Annotated in this window: 12 protein-coding genes; 7 read left to right on the top strand and 5 right to left on the bottom strand. The window is 69.7% G+C overall.

The window, feature by feature from the left end:
- Complete coding sequence (locus ACQPZP_RS23620; protein WP_433471906.1) at positions 1-1,140, top strand: ABC transporter ATP-binding protein; 1,140 nt, start codon at positions 1-3, stop codon at positions 1,138-1,140.
- Positions 1,141-1,230: 90 nt separating this feature from the next.
- On the opposite strand, the gene ACQPZP_RS23615 is transcribed toward ACQPZP_RS23620, so the two are convergent.
- The 5 genes from ACQPZP_RS23615 to ACQPZP_RS23595 form a co-directional block, all read right to left on the bottom strand.
- A complete protein-coding gene (locus ACQPZP_RS23615) occupies positions 1,231-3,729 on the bottom strand; it encodes an ABC transporter permease (RefSeq protein WP_433471905.1) in 2,499 nt (832 codons plus the stop codon).
- A complete protein-coding gene (locus tag ACQPZP_RS23610) occupies positions 3,726-4,556 on the bottom strand; it encodes an ABC transporter ATP-binding protein (RefSeq protein ID WP_433471904.1) in 831 nt (276 codons plus the stop codon). Before ACQPZP_RS23610 ends, ACQPZP_RS23615 begins: the two co-directional genes overlap by 4 nt.
- Positions 4,557-4,813: 257 nt before the next feature.
- Positions 4,814-5,494 (bottom strand): response regulator, encoded by a 681-nt coding sequence (locus tag ACQPZP_RS23605; RefSeq protein WP_433471903.1) that lies wholly within the window; start codon positions 5,492-5,494, stop codon positions 4,814-4,816.
- 107 nt (positions 5,495-5,601) lie between these two features.
- On the bottom strand, positions 5,602-6,825 hold the full coding sequence (locus ACQPZP_RS23600) for a sensor histidine kinase (protein ID WP_433471902.1): 1,224 nt from the start codon (positions 6,823-6,825) through the stop codon (positions 5,602-5,604).
- A gap of 96 nt (positions 6,826-6,921) precedes the next feature.
- Positions 6,922-7,875: a RecB family exonuclease gene (locus ACQPZP_RS23595; RefSeq protein WP_433471901.1), complete on the bottom strand. Its 954-nt coding sequence runs from the start codon at positions 7,873-7,875 to the stop codon at positions 6,922-6,924.
- A 119-nt stretch (positions 7,876-7,994) separates the two neighbouring features.
- On the opposite strand from ACQPZP_RS23595, the gene ACQPZP_RS23590 reads away from it, so the two are divergent.
- The 6 genes from ACQPZP_RS23590 to ACQPZP_RS23565 all read left to right on the top strand — a co-directional run bounded on the left by ACQPZP_RS23590 (position 7,995) and on the right by ACQPZP_RS23565 (position 15,671).
- A complete protein-coding gene (locus ACQPZP_RS23590) occupies positions 7,995-9,176 on the top strand; it encodes a site-2 protease family protein (RefSeq protein ID WP_433471900.1) in 1,182 nt (393 codons plus the stop codon).
- A 78-nt stretch (positions 9,177-9,254) separates the two neighbouring features.
- The gene (locus ACQPZP_RS23585) at positions 9,255-10,223 is read left to right on the top strand and encodes a tRNA (adenine-N1)-methyltransferase (RefSeq protein ID WP_433471899.1); all 969 of its coding nucleotides are present in this window, start codon (positions 9,255-9,257) and stop codon (positions 10,221-10,223) included.
- Positions 10,224-10,467: 244 nt separating this feature from the next.
- On the top strand, positions 10,468-12,231 hold the full coding sequence (gene arc / locus ACQPZP_RS23580) for a proteasome ATPase (RefSeq protein ID WP_433471898.1): 1,764 nt from the start codon (positions 10,468-10,470) through the stop codon (positions 12,229-12,231).
- A 134-nt stretch (positions 12,232-12,365) separates the two neighbouring features.
- On the top strand, positions 12,366-13,883 hold the full coding sequence (dop, locus tag ACQPZP_RS23575) for a depupylase/deamidase Dop (protein ID WP_433471897.1): 1,518 nt from the start codon (positions 12,366-12,368) through the stop codon (positions 13,881-13,883).
- Positions 13,884-14,167: 284 nt separating this feature from the next.
- The gene (locus ACQPZP_RS23570) at positions 14,168-14,377 is read left to right on the top strand and encodes a ubiquitin-like protein Pup (RefSeq protein ID WP_433471896.1); all 210 of its coding nucleotides are present in this window, start codon (positions 14,168-14,170) and stop codon (positions 14,375-14,377) included.
- Positions 14,378-14,501: 124 nt separating this feature from the next.
- Positions 14,502-15,671, top strand: a complete 1,170-nt coding sequence (locus ACQPZP_RS23565) for an endonuclease VII domain-containing protein (RefSeq protein WP_433471895.1) — start codon at positions 14,502-14,504, stop codon at positions 15,669-15,671.
- Positions 15,672-15,785 lie beyond the last annotated feature (114 nt).

Here is a 15,785-nt window from a genome sequence, read left to right as displayed (position 1 = left end):
GTGAACACGACCAAGACCCCGGCGGGCGAGACCCGCCCGGCCGAGGAGACCCGCCCCGTACGGGACGGCGAGCCGCTGCTGGAGGTGGACAACCTCGGCAAGCACTTCCCCGTCACCGCGGGGCTGCTGCGCCGGCAGGTCGCGGCGGTGAAGGCCGTCGACGGCGTGTCGTTCTCGGTCCGCAAGGGCGAGACGCTCGGGCTGGTGGGGGAGTCGGGCTGCGGCAAGTCCACCACCGGCCGGATGATCATGCGGCTGCTGGACCCGAGCTTCGGGAAGATCACCTTCGAGGGGCAGGACATCACCACGATGTCGCAGGGCCGGCTCCGGCCGCTCCGCCGCGACCTCCAGATGATCTTCCAGGACCCGTACTCGTCGCTGAACCCCCGCAAGACGGTCGGCGCGATCGTCGGGGCGCCGTTCCGGCTGCAGAACATCGAGGCCAAGCAGGGCGTGAAGAAGGCCGTCCAGGAGATCCTGGAGCTGGTCGGCCTCAACCCCGAGCACTACAACCGGTACCCGCACGAGTTCTCCGGCGGGCAGCGGCAGCGCATCGGGATCGCCCGCACCCTGGCCCTCAAACCGAAGCTGATCGTCGCCGACGAGCCGGTGTCGGCGCTGGACGTGTCGGTGCAGGCGCAGGTCGTCAACCTGCTGGAGGACCTTCAGAACGAGCTCGACCTCACCTACGTGGTGATCGCGCACGACCTGTCGGTGGTCCGGCACATCTCCGACCGCGTCGCCGTCATGTACCTCGGCAAGATCGTCGAGCTGGCGGACCGGGCCGACCTGTACGAGCGGCCCATGCACCCCTACACCAACGCGCTGCTGTCGGCGGTGCCGATCCCGGACCCGAGCGAGCGCGGCGACCGCAAGCGGATCCGGCTGCAGGGCGACGTGCCGAGCCCGCTCGACCCGCCGCCCGCGTGCCGGTTCCACACCCGCTGCTGGAAGGCGCAGGACATCTGCAAGCAGGTCGAGCCGCCGCTGGTGGAGCTCAGTCCGGGCCACCTGGCCGCCTGCCACTTCCCGGAGAACACCACGGTCAGCGCGACCGACGCGGTCGCCAAGGCCGCGGTGGCGCCCGGCGCGACCGGGGCCGACGCGGCCCCGGCCGACGACGCCGAGCCCGCGGAGTAGCCTCCCGGCACGGAACAAGACCCGGCCCCCCGCCTTGGGGGACCGGGTCTTGTTCTTGTCAGCCGCCGGTCCGGGGCGGCCCGTCCGGGGTCACTCGGTGGAGATGGCCTTGAGGACGTCCATGCGTCCCGCCCGCCACGCCGGCCACAGCGCCGCGAGGACGCCGATGACCGCGGCCACCACCAGGTAGACCACCAGCGTCCCGTAGGGGATGGCGAGGACGCCGAGGCCCTGGTCCGCCAGGGCGTTCTGCAGCGCCGCGCCGAACGCGACCCCGATGCCCATGCCGAGCACCGCGCCGAACACCGCGATCACGATCGACTCGACGCGGATCATGCGGCGCAGCTGGCGGCGGCTGATGCCGATGGCGCGCAGCAGCCCGATCTCCCTGGTCCGTTCGATCACCGACAGGGCGAGCGTGTTGACGACGCCCACGGCAGCGATGATGACCGACATGGCCAGCAGGATGGTCAGGAACGTCACGAACCCGTCGACCTGCTTGCGGGCGTCGGCCTTCAGCGACGCCTGGTCGGACACCTTCAGGTTCGGGTAGTCCTTCAGCGTCGACTCCAGCGCCGTCTTCGTCGCCGCCGACGGTGCCGCGTCCACCACGATCGCGTCCACGGACGGTTTCACGGTGTGCCGCAGGTACGCCGGCTGGGAGATGATCGTGTCGCCGATCAGGTTGCTCTTGGCGAACACGCCCGTCAGCGTCAGCCGCTCGGTCCTGCCGTCGGTGAACTGCACGGGCACCACCGCCCCGAGCTTCCAGCCGCGGTCCTTCGCGGTGTCCTCGTTCACCATGAACCCGGCGTCGCCGATCCGGGTGCCGCCGGAGGTGACCTTCAGCTTGGCGGCCTCGGCGATCACCGCGACGTCGCCGGACATGTACGACGCCTTCTTCCCGTCGATCTTGGCGCCGCCCGCGTAGGTGGGGGTCGCGGACGTCACCCCGGGCGTCGACCCGATCTTGCCGGCGACCTCGCCGCCGATGCCGCCCGCACCCTCGGCCTGGACGAGGTAGTCGGCGCCGAACTGCGCGTCGACCTGGGCGTCGACCGACGCCCGCATCGTCGCGCCGAGCACGTTCACCGTGGTGATCAGCGCCAGCCCGATCATCAGCGCGGCCGCCGTCGCGGCGGTGCGGCGCGGGTTGCGCAGCGCGTTCTGCCGCGCCAGGCGACCCGGCGAGCCCATCAGCCGCGCGAACGGCGCGCCGAGCACCTTCACCGCCGGAACACTGATCACCGGGGCCAGCATCGCGACGCCGATGAACACCGTGAACGCGCCCACCCCGACCAGCGCCACCGGGCTCCCGCCGTTCCCGGCGAGCCCGGCGCCGATGAGCCCGGCACCCGCGAGAGTGAGCAGCGACCCGAGCGCGACACGGATCCGCAGCGACCGCTGCGGCAGCGCGACGTCGTCGCGCATCGCCGCGACCGGCGGGATCTTCGCGGCGCGGCGCGCCGGGAAGTACGCCGACACGACCGTCACGACGATGCCCACCGTGTACGCCCAGATCACCGGCGTCTTGGTGAACGTCAGCCCGCCCTGCCCCGCGTCGCCCATCTGCGTCTGCAGCAGCGACGCCAGGCCCGCGCCGGCCGCCAGGCCCAGCGTGGAGCCGACCACGCCGACCGCGACGGCCTCGCCGATCACCGCCCGCGTCACCTGCCCGCGGGCCGCGCCGATCGCGCGCAGCAGCGCCAGCTCCCGGGTCCGCTGCGCGACCAGCATCGAGAACGTGTTGAAGATGATGAACGACCCGACGAAGATCGAGATCAGCGCGAACACCAGAAGGAAGATCCGGAAGAAGTTCATCATCGTCGCGATGTCGCTCTTGGTCTCCTCGCGGAGCTTCTCGCCGGTGACGGCCTCCGTGCCGGACGGCAGGACCCTCGCGACCCGGTCGCGCAGCTCGGCCTGCGACACGCCGGTCGAGCCCATCTCGATGTCGGTGAAGTACCCGGGCTTCAGCATCAGCCGCTGCGCGGTCGGGGTGTCGAACGCGGTGAGCGTCGCGCCCATCAGGTTCCCGGTGTCGGCCAGCCCGACGATCCGCATCCGGGCGGGCGGCCCGGCGGTGACGACCCGGGTGGTGTCGCCGACGGCGAGCTTGCCCTTCTCCGCGGTCTTGGCGTCGATGACGACCTCGCCCGGCCCCTGAGGCGCGCGGCCCGACTTCAGGTCGTAGGACCCGCCCGTCGTCCAGTTCGTGCCGATCTGCGGCGGCCCGTTCTGCGCCGTCCCGACGATCTTCCCGTCCTTGCCGACGACCGCCGCGTACCCGCTGACGTTGCCCTTCGGGTCCTTGACGCCCTCGACGCCCTGCAGGGCCTTCAGCACCGTCGCCGGCACCGGCTGCACCGCCATGCCGTCGTCGTCGCCCTCGACGACCTTCTTGGCGCGCACGTCCACGGCCACGTTGGTGCCGACCCGGCTGAACAGATCGTCGAACTGCTTGTTCATGCTGTCGGTGAAGATCAGCGTGCCGGCCACGAACGCGACACCGAGGATCACCGCGACGGCCGTCAGCACCAGCCTGATCTTGTGCGCCGCGAGATTGCGGAGCGTGACCTTGCCCATCATCGCGCCGACACCCCGGACTCCGGCGTGGTCACGGGGCCGGTGTTGTGGCCGCCGGCGTCGAAGCCCTTCATGCGCTCCAGCACCCGCTCGGCGGTCGGCTCGGCCATCGTGTCGACGATCTGCCCGTCGGACAGGAACAGCACCTGGTCGGCGTAGGCGGCCGCGGACGGGTCGTGCGTGACCATCACGATGGTCTGCCCCATCCGCCGCACCGAGTCCCGCAGGAACCCGAGGACCTCGGCGCCCGACCGCGAGTCCAGGTTCCCGGTCGGCTCGTCCGCGAAGATGATCTCCGGCCGGGACGCCAGGGCGCGGGCGCACGCCACCCGCTGCTGCTGCCCGCCCGACAGCTCGGTCGGGCGGTGCTTCAGCCGCGGCCGCAACCCCACCGTGTCGATCACCGCGTCCAGCCAGTCCTTGTCGGCCTTGCGGCCCGCGATGTCCATCGGCAGCGTGATGTTCTCCAGCGCGGTCAGCGTCGGCACCAGGTTGAACGCCTGGAAGATGAACCCGATCTTGTCGCGGCGCAGCCGGGTGAGCTGCTTGTCCTTCAGCCGCGTCAGCTCGGTGTCGCCGATGTAGACCTGCCCGGAGTCCACCGAGTCCAGCCCCGCCATGCAGTGCATCAGGGTCGACTTCCCCGACCCGGACGGCCCCATGATCGCAGTGAACCGGCCGCGGGGAATGCCGACGGTGACCCCGTCGAGCGCGACGACCTGCGCGTCGCCGCGCCCGTACACCTTCGCGATCTGCTGGGCCCGAGCGGCGAAGTCGCCCGCCCCGGGCGCGGACGCCGCGCCGGCGGTCGATGGGGCGGTGTTCGTCACGTGAAACTCCCGTGTGTGAGTGAGCTGGGACTGGGTCCGGACCGCGCCGTGCCCCCGGCGATCCGACAACCAAAACAGTAGAAGCCCGCCCAACCCCTGTGATGCACCCCAGGAACGGACTTGGCGGTCCACCCACGGCAGGAGAAACCCGCCCCCGCTCGTCCTACCGGAGTAGGCCTCCACCCCCCGAACGCCAGGGGCACCTCAGGGGCCGACCATGAAACCGCCCGGCCCCGCGCGGCGTCCCCCGGGACGGCTCAGCTCTGGCCGGGCCTGCTCAACCCCGTCTCGTACGCGTACACCACGGCCTGCACCCGGTCCCGCAGCCCCAGCTTCGCCAGGACGTTCCCCACGTGCGTCTTCACCGTCGTCTCGCTCACCACCAGCTCCGCCGCGATCTCCGCGTTCGACTGGCCGCGCGCCACATGCGCCAGCACCTCGCGCTCCCGCTGGGTCAGCGTGTCCAGCCCCGGAGGCGGAGCCGCGTCCCGCACGGCCGGCAGCCGGCTGGCGAACTTGTCCAGCAGCCGCCGCGTCACCGACGGCGCCACGATCGCATCGCCCTCAGCCACGATCCGGATCGCCTGCACCAGATCCTCCGGCGGCGAGTCCTTCAGCAGGAACCCGCTCGCACCCGCCCGGACCGCCTCGATCACGTACTCGTCCAGGTCGAACGTCGTCAGGATCAGCACCCGCGGATCATGCGACGCCGCACCCTCCCGGATGATCCGGCGGGTCGCCTCGATCCCGTCCACCCCCGGCATCCGGATGTCCATCAGCACCACGTCCGGCAGCAGCGACCGCGTCAGCTCCACCGCCGCCGCGCCGTCCCCGGCCTCCCCGACCACCGCGATGTCGGCCTCCGCCTCCAGGATGAGCCGGAACCCCGTCCGCAGCAGCGGCTGGTCGTCGACGAGCAGCACCCGCACCGTGGTCATCGGGCCGCCACCGCCGGCCGCCGTCCCGGACCGTTCATCGTCGCGCTCCTCGCCTCACCCGGGGCACCGCGTCCGCGGCACCCTGCCAACCTACGGCCTCGCACCGCTCACGCCTCCAGCGGGAAACGCGCCCGCACACCGAACCCGCCCCCGACCCGCGGCCCGATCTTCAACTCGCCACCGTACAGCGCCACCCGCTCGTACATGCCGACGAGCCCATGCCCCGGATTGTCCCCGTCGTCGGCCATGAACGTCGCCGTGCCCCGCCCGTCGTCCTCGATCTCCACCGTCAGATCATGATCCCCGTAGTACAGCCGCACCCACGCCCGCGCCTGCGGCCCCGCGTGCTTAAGCGTGTTCGTCAGCGCCTCCTGGATCAGCCGGAACGCCGCCACGTCCACCCCCGGCGACGGCGCCCGCGCCTCACCCTCGATCCACAACTGCACCGACAGGCCCGTCTCCCGCACATGATCCAGCAGCTCGCCCAGGTCGCCCAGCCCCGGCTGCGGCGCCAGCTCCCGCCCCGCCCGGTCCTGGTCCCGGTCCGTCCGCAGCACCCCCACGATCCGCCGCATCTCGCTCAGCGCCGTCCGCCCGACCTCCTCGATCGTCGACATCGCCTCACGCGCGCTCCCCGGATCCCGGTCGATGATCCGCCGCGCCGCCCCCGCCTGCACCGTCATCACGCTCACGTGATGCGCCACCACATCGTGCAGCTCCCGGGCGATCCGCGACCGCTCCTCGATCCGCGCCGCCCGCGCGTCGGTGCCGCGCGCCCGCTCCAGCCGCGCCGCCCGGTCCTCCAGCTCCGCGAAGTACGCCCGCCGCAGCCGCAGATTCCGGCCCAGCACCCACACCCCGATGACCAGCGCGCAATCCGTGATCAGCACCACCGGCGACGTCGACACCGGCAGCAGGATCAGGTACACGAGGAAATAGACGAACGCGATCAGCCCGCCGGCCGCACTCTGCGCCAGCCCCCGATGGGCCGCCACCGTGTACACCGCGATCAGGAACGCCACCACGTCCGGCACCGACGGCGGATACCCCGCCACCGCCATCACCAGCTCACCACCGATGATGAACAGCAGCACCGGCATCGGATGACGCTGACGCCACGCCAGCGCCATCGTCACCACGACCACCAGCAGCCCGTCCCACACGTCCGGCGTCCGGAAGTCCTCATAGCCCGCGTTGGTGGGAAGCTCCTCCAGGAACAACTGCGGCAGCCCCACCGCCAGCAGCCCCACCGCCAGCAACGCATCGGACGCCGTCGGACGCGCCTGCAACCAGGCGCGGACGGCACGAAGACCACGGATGCGGGGTGACACGACACTCACCCTAGGAGGTGGCGGCAGGTCCCGACCCCTCCTGGACGCGGATCCGCGGTCCTCCCCAAGGATGACCCGGCCGGACCCGCACCCACCCTAAAGATCGTCGTGCTCCCGGGCCATCCCGCCCGGACGCCCCTCCACCGGCCCCGCACCCTCCAGATCGGCCGGCGACGGCCGGTTCACCGGCACCACCGGCAACGGCGGGGGAGTACCGCCGAACTCCGGGCACCGCTCCTTGTGATCACACCAGTCGCACAACCGGCCCGCCCGCGCCCGCCACTCACCCGTCTCCATCGCCCGCCGGATCGCCTGCCACAGCGCCTCGACCTTCCGCTGCGTCGCCCGCAGATCCGCCTCGTCCGGCTCGTAACGCAGAACCTCGCCGTTCCCCAGATACATCAGCTGCAGCAACCGCGGCACCCGCCCCCGAAGCCGCCACAGCACCAGCGCGTAGAACTTCATCTGGAACAGCGCACGCGCCTCGAAATCCGCCCGCGGCGCCGTCCCCGTCTTGTAGTCCACGATCCGCACATCACCGCTCGGCGCCACATCCACCCGGTCGATGTACCCCCGCAGCTTCAACCCCGAGTCCAGCACCGTCTCCACGAACAGCTCCCGCTCGGCCGGCTCCAGCCGCCGCGGATCCTCCAGCGTGAAGTACCGCTCCACCATCCGCCGCGCATGCGCCAGCCACTCCGCGTGCTCCGCCTCCCCGGCGTCCCCGTCCTCGAACAGCTCCGCGAGACCCGGCTCCGCCTCCAGCAGCCGCTCCCACTCCGGCCCCAGCATCTCCAGCGCCGCCGCCGGAGTCCGCGCCCCCGCGGGCAGGTCGTACAGCCGCTCCAGCACCGCGTGCACCAGCGTCCCGCGGACGGCCGCCGCACTCGGACGCTCCGGAATCCGATCGATCACACGGAACCTGTACAACAACGGACACGTCATGAAATCGCCCGCCCGGGACGGCGACAACGACCCCGAAACCACCACCCCGCCCGCATCCCCCGCCACCGCAGCCGATGCCCCGCTACCCGCCTCGGTCGTCGTCATGGCACAGCACACTAGGCGACACCCCCGACGAAAATCCCGCACCCGCCCCACCCCACCCCGCCGACCCCCAGCGCCCACCCGCAGCCGACCCGCCCCTCCGGGGCCGTAGCATCGATGACGTGACACACAGCGCGCCCCCGACCGAGGGCAGGACACCGGCCGGCGGCACCGGACCCGACGACGACCGCGCCGCACGCCCCGGCCTCCTCATGGGCCGCCTCCTCGGCGTCCCCATCTACGTCTCGCCCAGCTGGTTCCTCGTCGCCGTGCTCGTCACCGTCATGTTCGAAGGCCAAGTCCACGACGTCGTCACACGCCCCCTCAGCTACCTCGTCGCCTTCACCTACGCCGTCCTCCTCTACGGCTCGGTCTTCGTCCACGAACTCAGCCACGCCGTCACCGCACGCGCCTTCGGCCTCCCCGTCCGCTCCGTCACCCTCCACATCCTCGGCGGCGAGACCTCCATCGAACGCGAAGCCCCCACCCCAGGCCGCGAATTCCTCATCGCCTTCGCCGGACCCCTCGTCAACCTCGTCCTCGCCGGACTCGGCCTCCTCCTCCACGCCACCCTCCCCCTCCCCGACGTCGCCCTCCTCCTCATCGAAGCCCTCACCTTCGCCAACCTCCTCGTCGGCGTCTTCAACCTCCTCCCCGGCCTCCCCCTCGACGGCGGCCGCCTCGTCCGCGCCATCGTCTGGAAAGCCACCGGACGCAGCCGCAACGGCGCCATCTTCGCCGGCTGGGTCGGCCGCGCCGTCGCCATCGGCTGCCTCATCGCCGGCGCCTACCTCGCCACCTACAACACCGGCGAAGGCGGCGGCATCGGCTGGCTCGCCCTCCTCTGGTCCGCCCTCGTCGCCTCCTTCATCTGGGTCGGAGCCACCCAGGCCATCCGCGCCGAACGCGTCCGCGACCGCATCCCCCTGCTGTCCGCCCGCCGCCTCGCCCGCCGCGCCACCCTCGTCACCGCCGACGTCCCCCTCGCCGAAGCGATCCGCCGCGCCCAGCAGGACCACGCCGGCGCCATCGTCATCGCCGACCACGACGGCAAACCCCTCGGCCTCGTCAACGAGAAGGCCGTCACCGCCACCCCCGAACACCGCCGCCCCTGGATCAGCGCCGGCGACCTCTCCCGCGGCATCGACGACCACCTCACCCTCCCCGCCGACATCACCGGCGAAGACCTCATCGAAGCGCTCCGCCGCGCCCCCGCCACCGAATACCTCCTCGTCGAACCCGACGGACGCGTCTACGGCGTCCTCGCCGTCACCGACGTCGACCGCGCCTTCGCCGGCGTCTGAACCGCCCGGACCCCCGCCCCTCCGCACCCCGCACGGCACGGCCGGACCGCCCCCCACCCGCCGCTAGCCTTGACCTCCATGAGCGAACCCCAGCCGAACGACCCCACCCACTCACCCGGCCGCATCCCCCACGGCCCCTTCCGCCCCGGCGACCAGGTTCAGCTCACAGACCCCAAAGGCCGCATCAACACCATCACCCTCCAAACCGGCAAGCTCTACCACTCCCACAAAGGCTCAGTCCCCCACGACGACATCATCGGCAGCCCCGAAGGCACCGTCTTCCGCTCCACCGGCGGCACCGAATACCTCGCCTTCCGCCCCCTCCTCGCCGACTTCACCCTCCGCATGCCGCGCGGCGCCGCCGTCGTCTACCCCAAAGACGCCGCCCAGATCATCGCCATGGCCGACATCTTCCCCGGCGCCCGCGTCATCGAAGCCGGCGCCGGATCCGGCGCCCTCACCTGCTTCCTCCTCCGCGCCGTCGGCGAACACGGCCTCGTCTCCTCCTACGAACGCCGCCCCGACTTCGCCGACATCGCCCGCGCCAACGTCGAGAAATTCTTCGGCGCCCCCCACCCCGCCTGGCGCCTCACCGTCGGCTCCCTCGAAGACGCCCTCGCCGAAACCGACGTCGACCGCGTCGTCCTCGACATGCTCGCCCCCTGGGAAACCCTCGACGCCGTCGCCAAGGCACTCATCCCCGGCGGCATGGTGTGCGCCTACATCGCCACCACCACGCAGATGTCCCGCGTCGTCGAAGACCTCCGCGCCAACGGCCGCTTCGCCGAACCCCAAGCCTCCGAGACCATGCTCCGCACCTGGCACGTCGACGGACTCGCCGTCCGCCCCGACCACCGCATGGTCGGCCACACCGGCTTCCTCGTCACCGCCCGCCGGCTCGCCGACGGCGTCACCCCGCCCGCCCGCCGCCGCCGCCCCGCCAAAGGCGCCCACCCCGCCCCCGGCCAGAACAGCCCCGGCCAGGACACGCCCGGCCAGGACACGCCCGGCCGGAACGCCACGCCGGATCGACCCGCCGAGTCCTAGATCACATTCCCGCCACACCCCCCACCGAACTCGGCAAACCTCCCCCCACGACACGCCCGCGCCCACGAACGCCCAGGTCCAGGCCCCGTAACCCCCCACCCCGCCGCACCCCCGCGGCACCCCCGCCAACCCTCCCGGAACACCCCCGCACGACACGAACACCGAATGGGCAGGTTACGGAAGCCCTCCAGATAGGTAGGGTCTCAGTAGGTCGTCGGCTCTCTTCGTGAGGAGGTGACGGGGCGTGGCCGCTCGTGACGATGCTGGGGCGCGCAGGGCGCAGCACGAAAAGGAGGTCAGGGACCTTCAAACGCAGATCTCCTTCCTGGAGGAGGAGATCTCCGTGCTGCGCCGCAAGCTCGCGGAATCCCCGCGCCAAGTACGTGTGCTGGAAGAACGCCTCCATGAGGCACAAGCCAACCTGGCCGCTGTAACCGGCCAGAACGAGCGACTCGTAGCGACCCTCAAAGAGGCTCGCGAACAGATCGTCGCGCTCAAGGAGGAGGTCGACAGGCTCGCACAACCACCCTCCGGATTCGGTGTCTTCCTCGAAGCACGCGACGACGGAACAGTCGACATCTTCACCGGCGGACGCAAGCTACGCGTCAACGTCAGCCCGGCCGTCGACATCGACGAACTCCAGCGCGGCCAAGAGGTCATGCTGAACGAGGCCCTCAACATCGTCGAAGCCCTCAAGTTCGAAGAGCAAGGCGAAGTCGTCATGCTCAAGGAACTCTTCGACGACGGCGAACGCGCCCTCGTCATCGCCCACGCCGACGAAGAACGCGTGGTCAAGCTCGCCGAGCCGCTCCGCGGCGTCCCCCTCCGGGCCGGCGACTCCCTCATGCTCGAATCCCGATCCGGATACGCCTACGAGAAGATCCACAAGGCAGAGGTCGAGGAACTCGTCCTCGAAGAGGTCCCCGACATCTCCTACAACGAGATCGGCGGCCTCGGCTCACAGATCGAAATGATCCGCGACGCCGTCGAACTGCCCTACCTGCACGCCGACCTCTTCCGCGAACACCAGCTCCGCCCCCCCAAGGGCGTGCTGCTCTACGGCCCCCCCGGATGCGGCAAGACCCTCATCGCCAAGGCCGTGGCGAACTCCCTCGCCAAACAGGTCGCGGAGAAGACCGGCCAGGAGGGCAAGAGCTTCTTCCTCAACATCAAGGGCCCCGAACTCCTCAACAAGTACGTCGGCGAGACCGAACGGCACATCCGCCTCGTGTTCCAGCGCGCCCGCGAAAAGGCCTCCGCCGGAACCCCGGTCATCGTCTTCTTCGACGAGATGGACTCCATCTTCCGCACCCGCGGATCCGGAGTCTCCTCCGACGTCGAGAACACCATCGTCCCCCAGCTCCTCAGCGAGATCGACGGCGTCGAGGGCCTGGAGAACGTCATCGTCATCGGCGCCTCCAACCGCGAGGACATGATCGACCCCGCGATCCTGCGCCCCGGCCGCCTCGACGTCAAAATCAAGATCGAACGCCCCGACGCCGAAGCGGCCAAGGACATCTTCTCCAAGTACATCCTCGACGGACTGCCCCTCCACCCCGACGACCTCAAGGAACACGGCGGCTCCACCGACGCCACCGTCGAGGCCATGATCCAGCGCACCGTCGAACGCATGTACACCGAAAGCGAGGAGAACCGCTTCCTGGAGGTCACCTACGCCAACGGAGACAAGGAAGTCCTCTACTTCAAGGACTTCAACTCCGGCGCGATGATCCAGAACATCGTCGACCGCGCCAAGAAAATGGCCATCAAGCAGTTCCTCGACACCGGCCAGAAGGGCCTGCGCGTCGCCCACCTCCTCGCCGCCTGCGTCGACGAGTTCAGCGAGAACGAGGACCTGCCCAACACCACCAACCCCGACGACTGGGCCCGCATCTCCGGCAAGAAGGGCGAACGGATCGTCTACATCCGCACCCTCGTCTCCGGAACCAAGGGCACCGAGGCCGGACGCTCAATCGACACCGTCGCCAACACCGGCCAGTACCTCTAACCCCGAACAGACCGTGACAAAGCGCACGCGGCGGCCCCCAGAACGGAGGCCGCCGCGTACGCACGCCCCGCCACGACCCCCGCGAACAGCGGGCCCCATGGCTCCACCCTCCCGGCCCCGATAGGCTCGACGATATGAGTGTTCGGCGGGTGATGGGCATCGAGACCGAGTACGGCATCTCCGTACCCGGTCAGCCAGGGGCCAACGCGATGGTGACCTCCTCCCAGGTCGTCAACGCCTACCTCGCGGCGTCGGCGGCACGGGCCCGCAGAGCCCGCTGGGACTTCGAAGAGGAGAACCCCCTCCGCGACGCCCGCGGCTTCGACCTCGCCCGCGAGGTCGCCGACCCCACCCAACTCACCGACGAGGACCTCGGCCTCGCCAACGTCATCCTCACCAACGGCGCCCGCCTCTACGTCGACCACGCCCACCCCGAGTACTCCGCGCCCGAATGCACCAACCCCCGCGACGCCGTCATCTGGGACAAAGCCGGAGAACGCGTCATGGCCGACGCCGCCCAGCGCGCCGCCCTCGTCCCCGGCACCCACCCCATCCAGCTCTACAAGAACAACACCGACAACAAGGGCGCCTCCTACGGCTGCCATGAGAACTACCTCATGCGCCGCGAAACCCCCTTCGCCGACATCGTCCGCCACCTCACCCCATTCTTCGTCTCCCGCCAGGTCGTCTGCGGCGCCGGCCGCGTCGGCATCGGCGTCGACGGCCGCGGCGACGGCTTCCAGATCAGCCAGCGCGCCGACTTCTTCGAAGTCGAGGTCGGCCTGGAGACCACCCTCAAACGACCCATCATCAACACCCGCGACGAACCCCACGCCGACCCCGAAAGGTACCGGCGGCTCCACGTCATCATCGGCGACGCCAACATGGCCGAGCTCTCCACCTACCTCAAGCTCGGCACCACCTCCCTCGTCCTCGCCATGATCGAGGACGGCTTCCTCACCGTCGACCTGTCCGTCGACATGCCCGTCGCCGCACTCCGCGCCGTCTCCCACGACCCGTCCTGCAAGCACCTCCTCACGCTCCGCGACGGCCGCAAGATGACCGCCGTCCAACTGCAGATGGAGTACCTCGAACAGTCCCGCAAATACGTCGAGGACCGCTTCGGCGCCGACGTCGACGAGATGACCAGGGACGTCCTCGACCGCTGGGAATCCGTCCTCCACCGCCTCGGCGACGACCCCATGCAACTGTCCCGGGAACTCGACTGGGTCGCCAAGCTCTCCCTCCTCGAGGGCTACCGCAGCCGCGACGGCCTCGACTGGTCCCACCCGCGCCTCCAGCTCGTCGACCTGCAGTACACCGACATCCGGCCCGAAAAGGGCCTCTACAACCGCCTCGTCGACCGCGGCCGCATCGACCGCGTCATCACCGAGCCCGAGGTCCAGGCCGCCGTCGAGGACCCGCCCGAGGACACCCGCGCCTACTTCCGCGGCCGCTGCCTGCGCCAGTACGCCGAATCCGTCGCCGCCGCCTCCTGGGACTCGGTCATCTTCGACGTCCCCGGCCGCGAGTCGCTCCAGCGCGTCCCCACCCTGGAGCCCCTGCGCGGCACCAAGCAGCACGTGGGCGCCCTCCTGGACCGCTGCCGCACCGCCGCCGACCTCGTGGCCACCCTGACCGGCCAGAGCTGACTCAGGAGCCGTTCAAGGCCGGGCAGCGCGCGAGCGCCGTCCGGCCTGTTCGCGCACGCATTGGATAGCGCGACTATCGAGTTCGCCGCACGTCGCTGACCTGCACCAACGGGTGAGGTCTCCGTTTCGTGACCGGTATGACCGTTTCGCTGGCACGCTGACCGGCGATAACCCGAGCAAGTCCCCGGCCCCCGGGGCGGACGCGGCGAAACGGGCCTTCAAGATCCGCTAGCCGCCGAAGATCGGAGATAGGGTCGGAAGGACCGGCAGAGCGGAGGTATCGAATGGCCACGAAGGACACCGGCGGTCAGAAGCAGACCACCCGGCGCACGGAAGAGGTCGAGGAGACCGAGGCCACGACCACCGAGGACGTGCAGGAGCGCCAGGAGAAGATCACGGACGACGTGGACTCAATTCTGGACGAAATAGACGAAGTATTGGAAGAGAACGCAGAAGATTTCGTAAGGGCGTATATCCAAAAAGGGGGGGAATGACCAACTATGTCCGATTTGCAGGGACGGTCATCCTGAGCCGTTGATCGGACGACATAGTCGGGCATTCTCTGCATAACCAAATAGCGGCTGCAAGCGTGTGGGCGAGATGGATAAAGTCTCGCCCATGCGTTCGAAGAAATGCCGCGACTGTGGCGAGATCAAGCCCTCAACCGACTTCTGGAAGCTCAAGTCCTCCAAGGATGGCCTGGCCTACTACTGCAAGGGCTGCTTCGGCCTGCGGAACAGCCGTTCATATCGCAAGAAACGGGCGAACCAGGGCAAGGAAACACGAGCCTATCGCAGGCACTTGGACGTCCCCGAGGGGATGAAGTACTGTCCACAGTGCAAAGAGATCAAATCGGTCGATGAGTTCGGGCGGAATCGCGCCTCGCGTTCGGGACTCACTCACTACTGCCGCCCATGCCACAACAAGGTCATGGCGGAGATCAGGGATCGTAGGCACGGAAGCGCCCGCAACTACCTTCTGAAGCACCGCTATGGGCTGACCGAGGATCAGGTCAACCAGATGATCGCCGACCAGGGCGGCATGTGTGTCATCTGCCTCCGGGCGCCGGCAGAGCACGTGGATCACGATCACGTGACGGGGCTCGTCCGCCGGGTCCTCTGCTTCAAGTGCAACGGAGCGTTGGGTCAGTTCGCGGATGACCCGGAGCGCCTCCGTCTTGCCGCCGAGTATCTGGAGTTCGAGGGCTCGCAGGCGCGGAGGCTGATTCTCGAGCTCGGTGCGCCCGTCTTCGTGGGACGTCGGCACCTGCAGGAGCGCGAGTGGTGGATGAAGGCAAGGCCGGCGAATGGTTCCCGCGAGCAGCACCGGCGCCGAAGGTACGGGATCAACGACGCGGACGCGGAGTGGCTGTTCAAGATGCAGGCAGGTCACTGTGCCGTGTGCTTCGAGTTCCCGGCCGAGCACATCGACCACGACCATGCGACCGGCGCCGTGCGCGGGATCGCGTGCGGCGGCTGCAACTCGGGCATGGGGCAGTTCGGCGATGACCCGATCTCGTTGAGGCGGGCTGCGGACTATCTGCTGCGCGAGCTGGTCAAGGACATCCCTGCGCGAAACCGCCGCACGAGGCTGTCGTTCACAGTGCCCGACGTCGATCCGCGAACGGTGGGGGTGAGCGGCTGGGAGTCGTACCGAGAGGCGGACGGGCGCCATCGCAGGAAGATGTGGGTGGTGGGCGATGACCACGAGGGTCCGACGTGGCTCACTCAGTGCCTGGCGAGGATCCAGGAGTCCTACGCGTCCATGGTTGAAGAACGCATGCGCTGATGAGTCCCGAAAAAGGCTTGGCGCCGAGTGGAGGGCGGGGCGGGTTCGCCGTGGGCTGATCGGGTGGGGTGATCGTGGCATGCGCGTGGGCGACCTTGAACAGTAGGGTCATAG

The organism is Spirillospora sp. CA-142024 (genome assembly GCF_050942325.1).
In the GTDB taxonomy this organism is placed as follows: Bacteria; Actinomycetota; Actinomycetes; order Streptosporangiales; family Streptosporangiaceae; genus Spirillospora.
Note: the sequence above shows the minus strand (reverse complement) of the source record. Positions and strands in the feature narration are given on the sequence as shown.

Coding starts and splice junctions, on each gene's coding strand:
- dop (WP_433471897.1), top strand. CDS start 12,366: ATGAGTGTTCGGCGGGTGATGGGCATCGAGACCGAGTACGGCATCTCC.
- ACQPZP_RS23605 (WP_433471903.1), bottom strand. CDS start 5,494: ATGACCACGGTGCGGGTGCTGCTCGTCGACGACCAGCCGCTGCTGCGG.
- ACQPZP_RS23585 (WP_433471899.1), top strand. CDS start 9,255: ATGAGCGAACCCCAGCCGAACGACCCCACCCACTCACCCGGCCGCATC.
- ACQPZP_RS23615 (WP_433471905.1), bottom strand. CDS start 3,729: ATGATGGGCAAGGTCACGCTCCGCAATCTCGCGGCGCACAAGATCAGG.
- ACQPZP_RS23565 (WP_433471895.1), top strand. CDS start 14,502: ATGCGTTCGAAGAAATGCCGCGACTGTGGCGAGATCAAGCCCTCAACC.
- ACQPZP_RS23570 (WP_433471896.1), top strand. CDS start 14,168: ATGGCCACGAAGGACACCGGCGGTCAGAAGCAGACCACCCGGCGCACG.
- ACQPZP_RS23595 (WP_433471901.1), bottom strand. CDS start 7,875: ATGACGACGACCGAGGCGGGTAGCGGGGCATCGGCTGCGGTGGCGGGG.